The sequence below is a fragment of the Clostridium sp. SM-530-WT-3G genome (assembly GCF_012843905.1).
Lineage (GTDB): Bacteria > Bacillota > Clostridia > Clostridiales > Clostridiaceae > Clostridium.
Map to the genome: position 1 here is coordinate 1 of NZ_JABAGC010000057.1, position 13,663 is coordinate 13,663.

Sequence of the window (13,663 nt, forward strand, 5' to 3'; positions counted from 1 at the left end):
GGCTTGTTCACCAGTTAAGGTCACTTCATATATTGGTAATCCTGATTTTGCATCACACATAATTAAATTCTTATACCCCCAATAGAATTCATAATTTTTATCAGTGTCCTCATTATTAGCTGTATGAACTCCTAATTTACAGTCTTTATCAGACTTTGGAGGATTATCTTTTGAAAATTTATTTTTTGAAAAGCATTTTGGATTATTATATTTTGTATTTGCTTTTATAGGGGTAGAGTCTACAGATACAATCTCATTATTTATGGCTCCAAGTTTAATTAGTGTTTTTACTTGTGATTTCATTACTTCTTTCAAATCTGAATTTTCAATATTTTTTATATGACGTTGAAATACGCTGTATGATGGCAACTTTTTTGTAATATCGAACCCGCATAGCTGGGCGATTTTAAGATTAGAATATAAAAAATCACGTAGTAAAGTTATTTCTCTAAAATGTTCACAACTCATCACAATAAATGCTCTTGTTAGAGCATGGCATGAATAGCCTATAGGCCCACGTTTTGATTGAATAAATTCAGGAATTGATGATAAATCAATACAATCAAAAAGTGTTTGATAAAAATCAATTACTGGTTGTGATGTAAATAAGTCAACTATGTTAAAAATCTCTTGTCTTTGTATCATTTGTTAATACCTCCGTTAGTGCAACTAATTAGTTTATGTATCTATAGTTAGTTTTATCCAAAGAGGTACAAAAGATACCAGGAAATTTGAGTGATATAAAAATCTCGGCTTTTCGAAGCCTTGATATATAAGGGTTAAGAAATATGATTAACCCTATAACAATACAGCAGAAGAGGTGAATATATAATGAAAGAATTAATTGATCTTTTTCTCACTTTCGCTAAAATGGGAGCGGTAACTTTTGGGGGAGGATATGCAATGCTTCCTATAATTCAAAGAGAAGTAGTAGAAAAAAGAAAATGGGCAACGGATGCAGAAATAGTTAATTATTACGCTGTAGGTCAGTGTACTCCAGGAGTAATAGCAGTTAATACAGCAACTTTTGTGGGTTATAAGGTAAAAGGAATACTTGGTGGTATAGCTGCAACTGCAGGTGTTGTATTCCCATCAATAGTAATAATATTAATTATAGCTGCATTTCTTAACAATTTTGCTAATTATGAAATAGTACAACATGCATTTGCAGGAGTAAGGGTTGCAGTAGTAGGGCTTATAATAAGCTCTGTCATAAATCTTTGGAAAAAATCTGTAAAGAATTATATAGGTATAATTATAGCAGTAGCAGCATTTGTAGTTGGAGGACTATTAAAAATATCTCCAGTATGGATAGTTATAGCAGCAGGAATAGTAGGTCTTCTTACTAAAGCAGGGGAAAAAGGAGGACATAAATAATGCATCTTTATATTGTACTGTTTTTAGAATTCTTTAAAACGGGATTATTTGCAGTAGGTGGAGGATTAGCTACTTTACCATTTTTAATTCAATTAACATATAAGCATGACTGGTTCACTCAAAGTATGCTTGCAGATATGGTAGCTGTATCACAATCAACTCCAGGACCAATGGGAATTAATATGGCAACATATGCAGGATTTATTACAGCTGGAGTTCTAGGTTCATTAATTTCTACTTTTGGTATTGTATTACCTTCGCTTATTATTATAATAATAATTGCTAAATTTCTTGAAAAATTTAATGATAATGTTTATGTGAATTCTGTATTTGAAGGGTTAAGACCAGCAAGTATAGGGCTTATTGCAGCAGCTGCTTTTGAAGTGGTGAAAATATCACTATTAAATATTGATTTATTTGAAAAAACTCATAATATTATAAATTTATTTAATATAAAGGGACTTATATTTTTTGTAATAATTTTTTATAGTATTATGAAATTTAAAAAACATCCTATTTTATACATAGCAATAGCTGCAGTAGTAGGAATAGTATTTAAACTTTAATATATAAATATAATAAAAGAGATGTAAATCCAATGAGATACATCTCTTTTTATTTATAAAGACTAAATTTAATCTTCTACGATAAAAAATAAATATGATAGCAGTTATGTATTTATCTTAAAAATTGTTTTATGATTTCAGCAGAAGTAGGTTTATCCTTGCTTTCGATTTTATTCATATATTCTTTTAACTTCTTTTCTTCTTCTTCACTAAGTTTATCTCCATTATTCTTTTTAGACATTAATGAAGTAAAGTCTTTGTATTTTTCGTCTCCTAATTTACCTTTGATTATGCAGTCTACCATTTCATGTAATGCTTTTTTTTGAGCATCAGAAAGTTTTTCACCTTTTTCAGTACATTTCTTACATTCATCTAGTTGCTTTTTCTGGTCTGAAGAAAGATATTTACAATTTTCATCTGTAAAGAGATCTTTTTTTGGAGCTTCATCTTTTTCTTTACATTCACATTTATCTTTTTTTTCACCTAATTTCATATCATCTTCTTTTTTATCATCGCATTTATCTTTTTTTATATTGTCTTCTTTTTTGTCATCACACTTATCTTTTTTCTTATCTTCCTTTTTGTCATCACATTTATCTTTTTTCTTGTCTTCCTTTTTATCATCGCATTTATCTTTTTTCTTATCTTCTTTTTTATCATCACATTTATCTTTATGGAAAGTATAAGAAACTTCATCTTCATTACTAGGTGTTGCAGCCATTACCCTTTGAGGTATTGTATACATGCAACTAAGTACTGCAAGTGAAGCAGCAATGCATTTTATAGTTTTTTTGTTCATAATTTTACCTCCATATATAATTTAAGTTCGCTATTAGTATGTGAATTAATATAATTTTTTATTATTAAAATAAATAAAAAAATAGTTTATTTTATTAAAATATATATAGATGAAGAAGGTTTGTGAAAAAAGATTTTATAAATTGGTAAAAGTTGGATAAAAAATAAGAACTAAGATAGAATACTTAAGAGTTGATATGAAAATAATTTTATAATGTATTTTTTAATACTTATATTAGTTATTAATAAACTCTTATTTATTACTTCTTAGTTCTTAATATAATTAATTTCTTTATAAGAATTATATTTTTAATATTTTAATGCTTAATGCACTCTATTTATATAATATTAATTTTTTTGTGTATTAGGTGCAGTTGATGAAGTATTTTGTGAATCATTGCTATTTACTGATGACTTAGTATTTGAAGCACTATCATTTGATTGAGAATTATCGTTGCTTGAATTTGATTTATCATCAGTTGTGCTATGATATTCTGTTGTATTTGTTGAATCAATTGATGTGGCTGGGGTATTATCTTTTGCTGACTCAGATGAAGAGTTATCATTAGAGTCATTATTAGATTTATAAGTTCCAAAAAGCCAATCTTTTATACTTTGGAAGAATCCTTTTCCTTTTTCAGCTACATTTTTTAATGCTTCTTTATTTGTAGCATCAACTTTTACATTATCTCCAAGTTCATTTTCATTTGTTTGTTCAAGTATTCCTAAATCTTTATTTGAAAATAAGTTAGAGAACCAGTCACCAATAGCTTGGAAGAATCCATCTGTAGTGTGTTTTACCTTTATACCTGAACCTTCAAGGCCTTCATCAACTACTTCGGAAACATTTTTGAAAGTATTTTTTAATTTACTATAATCATAATCTTGTTCAGCAATCTTACTCATTAAGTTTTGAAGTTGTTTTTCTTGATCTTGATTAAGTGTTACATTGTAGTTATTTGTAACATTGTTGATTGTATTAGCAATTTGAGTTGTATCTTTTGTACCATTTTTAATTATATCTGCTTTTACATCATTTACTATACCTGTAGCTTCATCTTGACCTATTTGATCACCTAAGTCACTTGTAGTAATAAGCTCTTGAGAAGCTAATTCCTTTTTAGTTTCATCAAGCTTTTCACCAGTTGCATCTTCAAAGGCTAATATTACTCCAGTAAGAGCACCTGTTCCTGAAACACCACCACTAAGAGGTGTCATTGCAATTACGTTTGCATCTTCAACTCCACATGTAGCAAGAGTGCTAGCAATCATAGAAGAAGTTACATATGTTAAATTAACTGTTTTTACGTTTATACCGTTACCTGATTTTGTAGGTTGTACATATGCACAAGAATATGTTTTTGTACCAATTTGAGCTTCACTAGCAATACCTTGAAGGTATTTTCTTTCTTCTGCATTATTAACATCTAAAACTACAACATCATCTTTTTTTACACCAAAGTAGTTTAGTACTGTTTGTTTTTGAGCATCACTTAAGTCTGCTCCTAATGTTACTACACTTGCTCTATCAGCAAAAGCAGCAGTACACATGCTTAATGTAATTGAAAGAGTTATCAGAAATGATACTGCTTTCTTGTTTCGAATCATATTTTCAATCTCCTTTTATATACTAATATTTACAGCAATTAATTCCATGATATTATATCATAAAATAGATAGTTTATAGGGATAATATATTAAGTTTATATTAATAATTTAAAAAGAAAAAATTAATATTACTTATTATATCATATATAGAATTTAATTATTTTTATAAATATGTTTTCAAAGGATAAGAAAAGGGCTATAATAGTATATATAGATGTAAATATTTATAATAATATTAAAATATTGTAAATAAAATGATGCTGTTTGTTTTTATTTGAAGATTATTGTGATTTAAGATAGAAAACTGATTATAAAAAATTATTAGTTTATCTTTTTATTTATAATCAATAAAGAGTTAATTGCATAAATTAATAATAGATAGAAATATAAGAATGAGAATTTAATAAATTGATAAATTTGTTCTGGATATATTTTAGTTTATATAGATTTAACGAAGGGGGAAAAGATTATGAATGAATGGATAATGAATAGTATTTTTTATCAGATTTTTACCTTGGGATTTTGTGGTGTACTTGAACCAGGAAAAGAATATAGTGAAGAAAATAGATTTTTAAAAATAGAAAAGTTAATACCTCATTTAAAAGAAATGAATATAAATGCTATTTATTTTGGACCTCTATTTGAATCTAGCAGTCATGGTTATGATACTATTGATTATTATAAAATAGATAAAAGGCTTGGAACTAATAAGGATTTTAGTGATTTATGCAGTAAGCTTCATGAAAATGGTATTAAGATTATATTAGATGGTGTATTTAATCATGTAGGAAGAGAGTTCAAAATGTTTAAAGATGTTCAAAATAATGGAGCTCTTTCTAAATACTGCGGATGGTTTGATGGAATTGATTTTAATAGAAGAAGCCCTATGGGGGATAACTTTGATTATAAAAACTGGAATGGCTATTATGAATTAGTTAAGTTAAATTTGAGAAATAAAGAAGTTATAAATCATCTATTAGGCGCAGTTGAAGCGTGGATTGATGAGTTTGATATAGATGGCTTAAGATTAGATGCAGCAGACAGTATGGATTTTGAATTTTTTAAGGTGCTTAAGAATTTTACTAATAATAAGAAAAAAGATTTTTGGCTTATGGGTGAAGTAATACATGGAGATTATAACAGATGGGCAAATAAAGATAGTCTTGATTCAGTAACTAATTATGAATGTTATAAGGGAATTTATTCTAGTCATAATGATAAGAACTATTTTGAGATTGCGTATTCATTGAACAGACAGTTTGGGCAGTATGGAATTTATAAAGATTTATGTTTATATAATTTTGTGGATAATCACGATGTTAATAGAATTGCTAGTACTTTAAGAGTACCAGATTATATATATAATGTTTATATACTTTTATATACAATGCCAGGAGTGCCAAGTGTTTATTATGGAAGTGAATTTGGAATTAAAGGTGTAAAGGGAAAGGGCACAGATCTTCCTTTAAGACCAGAATTAAATATAGATAATATTGAATATAAAGATGAAAAACTGCTTAATCTTATAAAAAAACTTGGGAAAATAAGAACAGAAAGTCAGGCTCTAAAGTATGGCAGTTATGAGCAGGTTGTAGTGAGAAATGAACAATATGTATTTTCAAGAACAAGTGGTGACCATAAGGTTTATGTACTTTTGAATTTATCTGATAAAGAATATACTTTGGAATTTAATATATCTTTTGATAAGGCTATAGACTTATTAGATGATAAGAAGAGCATTATAAATGGAGGAAATGTTAAAATTACAGTTCCTGCATTTTCGGGCAAGATAATAGCAAAAGTAGAAGAAATTTAATTATTTATGTAAAACATTATGTCTTTAAGCAAGAAGTGTAATAAAACTAACAAAGGGGTAATAATATAATGAATTTATTAGATAATGATTATAATAATTATATTGGTAAACTCGGCATGCAGTACTCAAAAGAGAGTACAAAATTTGTCTTGTGGGCTCCAAATGCTAATAATGTAAGGCTAGCCTTATACGGTAAGGACGGAAAAAATTATACTAATGCTCCAGAAAAGATACTAGATATGAATAGGGGAGAGCAAGGAACCTGGAAAATAGAAATTGAAGAAGATTTGGATGGAGAATATTATAATTATCTAGTTACTAATAGTGGCAATGAAAGGGAAGTTGTAGATCCTTATGCAAAAGCTTTGGGGGTAAATGGAAATCGTGGTATGGTAGTAGACCTTAAAGCAACAGATCCAATAGGATTTGATAAGGATGAGAGACCTGAATTAAGCAGTGCAGCAGGATCAATAATATATGAAGTTCATGTGAGGGACTTTTCTATAAATGAAAATTCTAACATTAGAAAAGATAGAAGAGGAAAATATGTTGGTTTTTGTGAACATGGAACGGCTTTATCAGAAAAATATATACCAACAGGGATAGATTATTTAAAGGATTTAGGTATAACACATGTACATTTGTTGCCTTGTTTTGATTATGAAACTGTTGATGAAAGTAAACCAGATGTGCCACAATATAATTGGGGTTATGATCCAAAGAATTATTTCTGTCCGGAAGGATCATACTCTACAAATCCTTTTGATGGTGCTGCAAGAATAAAGGAATTTAAGGAAATGGTTCAATGCCTTCATAAATGTGGTATGAGAGTAGTTATGGATATGGTATACAATCATACTTATAGAAGCTATGACTCTAACCTTAATTTAGCGGTACCAGGATATTATTATCGCCAAGATTCTAATGGCAATTTTTCTAATGGATCTGGATGTGGAAATGAACTTGCCTCTGAAAGATATATGGTAAGAAAGTTAATAGTAGAATCTGTTTTATATTGGGCAAAAGAATATCATATTGACGGATTTAGATTTGATCTTATGGGTCTTCATGACATAGAAACAATGAAACTTATAAGAAAAGAGCTTGATAAGATAGATCCATCTATTTTAATGTATGGAGAAGGATGGACTGGTGGAGGCACACCACTTAGAGGTGAAGATGCTGCTGTAAAACAGAATATTGTTAAGTTTGATAAAATGCAGATTGCTGCGTTCAGTGATGATACTAGAGATGCAGTAAAAGGCCATGTATTTAATATAAATGAACGTGGATATGTAAATGGAAGAGGTGGTCTTGAAGATACTATAAAGTTTTCTATAGTTGCAGCGACTGGTCAGAAGGGAATAAATTATGATAATGTAATATACTCACACTGGTCATGGGCTAATGAGCCTTATCAATGTATTAATTATATATCAGCTCATGATAACTATACTTTATGGGATAAACTTGCTATGTCAAACAGAGAAGATTCCATTGAAAAAAGAAAAAATATGAATAAACTTGCGGCAGCTATAGTTCTTACATCTCAGGGAATACCATTTTTCCAAGCAGGTGAAGAATTTTTAAGAAGTAAGAAAAATGATGATGGAAGCTTCAATCATGACAGCTATAATGCTCCTGACAGAGTAAACAGCTTGGATTGGAGAAGAGTATATGATTATAGAGATATAGTAAACTATTATAAAGGCCTTATAAAACTTAGGAAAAAATATAGGGCATTTAGAATGAATTCAGCAGAAGAAATAAGAAAAAATCTTACTTTCTTAGAACGTGGAGAAAGCTTTTATAAGAATAACGTAGTTGCATATAAAATAGAAGATAACAGTGGTAGAAATCTATCCAATACATTGGTGGTAATATTTAACCCTAATGATGAAGAAGCATTTATTGATTTGAAAGATTGTGGATGGAGTGTGTTAGTTAACAAAGAGAGAGCTGGAGTAGATGAGATTTACCCTATAGTTGGAAATAGTATAACTGTTCCTTCAAAATGTGCACATGTTCTAATTAAGAAGTAGATTTTAAGGAAGGTTTTGGGTGATATAAGTGGAAAAAGAAAAATATATTATATTTCTAAATGATATTAGTAAAGAAAAGCCAAATGATTTTTATAAAAAAGGTAAAAGTGAGTGTCCTTTCTGCAAAAGGGAATTACTTACTAATATAATTGATGAAAAAGGTCCATTTATGTTGCTAAAAAATAAGTATCCAACAATGAAAAACACATGTCAGCTTGTTTTAATTGAAACTTATAAATGCCAAGGAAATATGAGTGAATATAGTGATGAATATATTAAAGAGCTTATACAGTTTGGTGTTTCGCATTGGCTTGAGATGGAAAAATACAGTGAATATGCATCTGTTATATTCTACAAGAATCATGGGCCAAGATCTGGAGGGAGTTTGAAACATCCCCATATGCAGATAGTGGGGTTAAAAGATATTGATTACAGGCTGAAGCTGAAAGATGAATACTTTAAAGGACTTTCTATTTATAAAAGCGATTTATGCGAAGTAAACTTATCAGATAGACCATATAGTGGATTTAGTGAATTTAATGTAATTATAGAGGATAATCTTGAAGGACTTGATGAACTTTCGCGTAGCATGAAGAAAATAACTCACTATATATTAAATAATTATTTTGCAAAATGCGATAGTTTTAATATATTTTTCTATCATTGGAATAATAAAATAATATGTAAAATTAGTCCGAGATTTACAACATCACCTTTGCTCCTTGGATACTCTATAAGGCAAATATCAAGTTGTGCAGAGGAAATTGCAGATAAGCTTAAAGAATTATATTATAAATAAAATTGATTTTTAGGTATGAGGCAAACTATAATGTTTGCTTTTTTCATTTCATAGACTATATGATTATATAAACTAAAAAGTGCCTCGCTTAGGGGAACGAGGCACTTTTTCAAAACCATATAAATATGGTTAAGGGGTAAATAATAATGCTTAAACTACTTTACAATCATTATTATGCAATAACTATGTGACAAAAGTGTGTCATATATATAAACAAATTATTAATAGATTTTAATTACATTATTTTACTTCTAGATATAAAAAGGGTATTTATTAAATAAGTTATGGTATAATTGTTAAAGCATAAGACAAAGAATTAGGTAGGTGCATGTATGAAAGAATTAACACTGATAATAAAAGATGAATTCCTTAATAAATATAAAAAGGGATATCCATTGGTAATGGCTGAGGCTCTTGAAAATAGCAACATTTTAAAAGAGGAAGGCAGTATTATAAATCTTGTTGATAAAAAGAAGAATTTCATAGGAAGAGGATATTATGGAATTCAAAACAAAGGTTGTGGATGGATTTTAAGTAACAGTAAAAATAGTAAATTTGATTATAAATTCTTCTATGATAAATTAAGAAATGCTTTTTCAAAGAGAATGAAGTTATATCATTCAAGAGATACTAATGCATTCAGAGTTTTCAATGGAGAAGGTGACGGAATAGGCGGACTTACAATTGACTATTTTAATGAATATTATTTAATTACATGGTACAGTAAGGGTATTTATGTATTTAAAGATATGATAATGAAAGCTATAAAATCTCTTGTATCTGTAGATGGAATATATCAGAAGAAGAGATTTGAAGAAAACGGGATGGTTGTAGATGAAGACAGTTATGTAAGTGGAAGAAAAGCACCAGAACCTTTAATAGTAAAAGAAAATGGTGTTAATTTTGCAATTTACCTTAATGATGGAGCAATGGTTGGTGTATTCCTTGATCAGAAGGATGTAAGAAAATCAATCAAGCTACATTATTCTAAAAATAAAACAGTATTAAATACATTCTCATATACAGGTGCGTTTTCTATGGCTGCAGCTAAAGGTGGGGCTATAACTACTAGTGTTGACCTTGCATCAAGAAGTCTAGAAAAAACAAGAGAAAATTTCACTATAAATGATATAGATTATAATAAGCATAATATTGTAGTAGAAGATATATTCCATTACTTTAAGAGGGCCGCTAAGGAAGAGCAGAAATTTGATGTGGTTATATTAGATCCACCTAGTTTTGCAACATCTAAGGATAATAGATTTAGTGCAGCTAAGGATTACCCTGACTTAGTAAAATCAGCAATAAAGCTTACTAATGATGGAGGAGTAATAGTTGCATCTACTAACTGTGCTACATTTAATATGGTTAAGTTTAAGAAATTTATAGATAAGGCGTTTAAGGAAAGTAATAAGCATTATGAGATATTAGAAGAATACAGCCTTCCAGCAGATTTTGCTGTAACAGATAAATTCCCAGAAGGTAATTATCTAAAGGTTGTATTTGTAAGGGTCATTTAGAAGAAATGAAATAATAATATACATATTAGCAAAACTATAGGATAATCAGCAATTTGGCTAGTTATCCTATAGTTTTTATATTTTTAAGAAATGATATGTAGTTTAAATTTTATAAATATTATTTATCTTGGATTAATCATTAAAAGATTCTAAAAAAGCTACAGTATATTGTGCAACTTCGTCCCATTGTTCTTGAGGAGTTATAATACTTTCACCGTCACCTTTTTGTTCACCGTAATCTCCAAAGTGGTCATGGTTTCCACCTATTATTTCAATAAATTCAGAATCAGAGTTTACTTGATTTTTTGCATCCAGTATTTTATCAATCTTTGCAACTCTATCTTCGCTTCCCCATAGTGATAATACTCTTATATCTGTATCTTTTAATTCATCATTTTGGGGGTATGATGCATAAAGAACAACTCCTTTTATAGTATCAGGATTTTTTGCTGCATATTTGCATGCCATAACACCACCTAAAGAATGGCCTCCTATAACCCAGTTTTTTATATTAGGATAATCTTTAATAACATCCTTTGCTTTATTTGAATCAAATATAGCTAGATTCATAGGCATAGGTACGACTATTACCTGATAGCCTTGTTGTGATATTTTATTCATAATTGGAGCATATGCTTCTGGTTCAACTAATCCTCCTGGATAAAATATAAATCCAGTATCGTTCACATTTTCTTTTGGTGTAAATGTTATATATTTATCATCTGTGACTGTAATTGTATCAGAGCTTTGTAAATATCCTAATGCTGAATTACTGGCATCATAACTTATAACATTTCCTAGTCTAAAAGGTATTTTTATACCATCTTCTTTGCTTGAGCACCCAATTAACTGTAATGAGAATAATAATGATAATATTATTGCGATTAATTTTTTCATATTTTCTTCCTTTCAAGTATTATTGTGCAATAAATTTTAAAGTTTGTAATATATTAATCTTTAAAAATTTATTCATTCATTGTTAGTATATAAATATTAAATTTTAAATTTGTCTTTCTATGAACATATTACATTATATTATATTTTTATTGTTGATATAATTAAATTTATTTAAACATTAAAATATATTTAAAAAATTAAAAAAACAAAATAAAAAAGGATATGAACTAAAATAATATGAGAAATAGGAGAATATATTTGCTTTTTTTTCTAAGTTAACGTTATCAATGTGAGAAAAATATGAAAATTATACTAAAATATTTTTTGGGATTTTCTAATGTAATCATAAAATAACAGAACATTTTACATTTAAATTTAAAATGATTTATTTAAATTATTAAAATTCGACATATTTTTTTGATTGTTATGTTCTATAAGCTTTTTGCTTTTTAAATAATTGAGGAGTAAACTGTACCCGTAAGAAAGAGATGGGTGCCTTCTTTAATGTAATGTTTTAAGTTAATGGAGGTTTTTAAAATGAGTGAATTAGATAGAAAATTAAATAAACTTGGAGTTGACCGTATTGCTATTAGTCCATACAAACAATGGACACGTGGTTATATGGAACCAGGAAATATAGGTAACGGTTATGTTACAGGAATAAAAGTAGATGCAGGTGTTAGAGATAAGACTGATGATGATGTTTTAGATGGAATAGTTTCATATGACCGTGCTGAAACAAAGAATGCATATATCGGACAAATTAATATGACAACTGCTTCAAGTTTCACTGGAGTACAAGGACATGTTATTGGTTATGATATGTTAAGAAACCCAGAAGTTGATAACGCAAAACCACTTTTCATAGTAAAACAATGGGATGGAAGCGAATTACCAATATATGACGCAAAGCCATTACAAGATGCACTTGTTGAATACTTTGGTACTAATGATGAACGTCGTCATTATCCAGCACCAGGTTCATTTATAGTTTGTGCTAACAAAGGTGTTACTGCATCACGTCCAAAGAATGACGCTGATATGAAACCAGGTCAAGGTTATGGTGTTTGGTCTGCTATAGCAATTTCATTTGCAAAGGATCCATCAAAAGATTCTAATATGTTTATTGAAGATGCTGGTGTTTGGGAAACTCCTAATGAAGATGAACTTCTTGAATTCTTAGAAGGACGTCGTAGAGCAATCGCAAAATCTATTGCTGAATGTGGTCAAGATGCTAATACATCATTCAAAGAATCTTGGATTGGTTTTGCTCACGTAATGATGGAACCAGGTCAAATTGGTAATGCTATTACTGTTGCTCCTTATGTTTCATTACCTGTAGATTCAATTCCAGGAGGATCAATCCTTACTCCAGAAAGAGATATGGAAATAATGGAAGAACTAACTATGCCACAATGGTTAGAAAGAATGGGATATAAGTCTCTTACTGCAGATGGAAAGATTAAATACTAATATTTAGTTGTGAGGTATTTTTGTATGGAGGAAGTATCAAGAATAAATATTAATAGATTTGAAAATCGAGTTCTAGATAAGGAATATAAAGAATTATTTGGAGCTTATATACCTAAACTTGATGAAAAGATATCGCAAATTGTTATTAATAAAGAAGATGACGGTTTAGCTATGTATATTACATCTATTCACAAGATTTATAAGATTCACTCTAATGAGATTAGTGAGGCTAGTAAAGACTCTGTACAAGATGCAAGTGCTTCAAAAGGGTTACCAAATGGCAAGCTAAAGATTGAGTTTAAGTCAGGTGAAAAATGGATTCTTGACGATGTTATTTTTGGTCGTACATATGATTTTGTTCAAGATGTAAAACCAAAAGTAATCAATATGGCAAGTTATGATAACACAATTAGAGGTGAATTTCCTCAATTACTAGATCCTGATCATGCAGAAGAAGTGGATCGTCTACGCCGCTGGATGCAAGATGGACATATTAGTCATTATGAATTTGATGATGCTAATCCTTGTTATCCTAAAGCTGGAAAATAATAATTGGTATTTATATTTACACGGAGCAAAGAAGTTTGACTTTGTAAATATGAATATGAAATGTTATATAACTGGAAGTTTTTCTTCCAGTTATATTTTTTTGGTGTGCCCAGCATGGGCACGTTCTAATCGGTGAAAGTCCGTGTTCTTACCTGGGGAGGTCTGATAGATATGTACCAAATGAATAAAATTTCAAGGTTACAACCCACATAGTGATA

Annotated in this window: 12 protein-coding genes; 8 read left to right on the top strand and 4 right to left on the bottom strand. The window is 29.1% G+C overall.

What is annotated here, in order from left to right:
• On the bottom strand, nucleotides 1–645 hold a 645-nt coding region (locus HF850_RS14430; RefSeq protein WP_206151689.1), incomplete at its 3' end, for a transposase.
• Between the two features lie 186 nt (nucleotides 646–831).
• Here HF850_RS14430 and HF850_RS14435 point away from each other — a divergent pair.
• On the top strand, nucleotides 832–1,377 hold the full coding sequence (locus HF850_RS14435) for a chromate transporter (protein ID WP_169106127.1): 546 nt from the start codon (nucleotides 832–834) through the stop codon (nucleotides 1,375–1,377).
• Nucleotides 1,377–1,943, top strand: coding sequence for a chromate transporter (locus tag HF850_RS14440; RefSeq protein WP_169106128.1), 567 nt, complete (start codon nucleotides 1,377–1,379; stop codon nucleotides 1,941–1,943). The genes HF850_RS14435 and HF850_RS14440 overlap by 1 nt, the downstream gene beginning before the upstream one ends.
• Before the next feature lie 112 nt (nucleotides 1,944–2,055).
• Here HF850_RS14440 and HF850_RS14445 read toward each other — a convergent pair whose 3' ends face one another.
• Together HF850_RS14445 and HF850_RS14450 are read right to left on the bottom strand one after the other, a co-directional pair.
• A complete protein-coding gene (locus HF850_RS14445) occupies nucleotides 2,056–2,742 on the bottom strand; it encodes a hypothetical protein (RefSeq protein WP_206151690.1) in 687 nt (228 codons plus the stop codon).
• 347 nt (nucleotides 2,743–3,089) lie between these two features.
• Nucleotides 3,090–4,349 (bottom strand): DUF1002 domain-containing protein, encoded by a 1,260-nt coding sequence (locus tag HF850_RS14450; RefSeq protein ID WP_169106129.1) that lies wholly within the window; start codon nucleotides 4,347–4,349, stop codon nucleotides 3,090–3,092.
• 469 nt (nucleotides 4,350–4,818) lie between these two features.
• Between HF850_RS14450 and HF850_RS14455 the strand changes: the two genes are divergently transcribed.
• From HF850_RS14455 to HF850_RS14470, 4 genes are all read left to right on the top strand, one after another.
• Nucleotides 4,819–6,165, top strand: a complete 1,347-nt coding sequence (locus HF850_RS14455; RefSeq protein WP_169106130.1) for an alpha-amylase family glycosyl hydrolase — start codon at nucleotides 4,819–4,821, stop codon at nucleotides 6,163–6,165.
• A gap of 68 nt (nucleotides 6,166–6,233) precedes the next feature.
• Nucleotides 6,234–8,207: a type I pullulanase gene (gene pulA / locus HF850_RS14460; protein WP_169106131.1), complete on the top strand. Its 1,974-nt coding sequence runs from the start codon at nucleotides 6,234–6,236 to the stop codon at nucleotides 8,205–8,207.
• Between the two features lie 28 nt (nucleotides 8,208–8,235).
• On the top strand, nucleotides 8,236–9,006 hold the full coding sequence (locus HF850_RS14465) for a DUF4931 domain-containing protein (protein ID WP_169106132.1): 771 nt from the start codon (nucleotides 8,236–8,238) through the stop codon (nucleotides 9,004–9,006).
• Nucleotides 9,007–9,338: 332 nt separating this feature from the next.
• Nucleotides 9,339–10,526 carry a class I SAM-dependent rRNA methyltransferase gene (locus HF850_RS14470; protein ID WP_169106133.1) on the top strand — a complete coding sequence of 396 codons (1,188 nt, stop codon included), beginning with the start codon at nucleotides 9,339–9,341 and terminating at the stop codon, nucleotides 10,524–10,526.
• A gap of 132 nt (nucleotides 10,527–10,658) precedes the next feature.
• Here HF850_RS14470 and HF850_RS14475 read toward each other — a convergent pair whose 3' ends face one another.
• Nucleotides 10,659–11,423 (bottom strand): alpha/beta fold hydrolase, encoded by a 765-nt coding sequence (locus HF850_RS14475; protein WP_169106134.1) that lies wholly within the window; start codon nucleotides 11,421–11,423, stop codon nucleotides 10,659–10,661.
• A 537-nt stretch (nucleotides 11,424–11,960) separates the two neighbouring features.
• Between HF850_RS14475 and hdcA the strand changes: the two genes are divergently transcribed.
• Both hdcA and hdcB read left to right on the top strand, forming a co-directional pair.
• Nucleotides 11,961–12,896: a histidine decarboxylase, pyruvoyl type gene (hdcA, locus tag HF850_RS14480; protein ID WP_169106135.1), complete on the top strand. Its 936-nt coding sequence runs from the start codon at nucleotides 11,961–11,963 to the stop codon at nucleotides 12,894–12,896.
• Between the two features lie 9 nt (nucleotides 12,897–12,905).
• A complete protein-coding gene (hdcB, locus tag HF850_RS14485; RefSeq protein ID WP_347564442.1) occupies nucleotides 12,906–13,445 on the top strand; it encodes a histidine decarboxylase maturation protein HdcB in 540 nt (179 codons plus the stop codon).
• Nucleotides 13,446–13,663 lie beyond the last annotated feature (218 nt).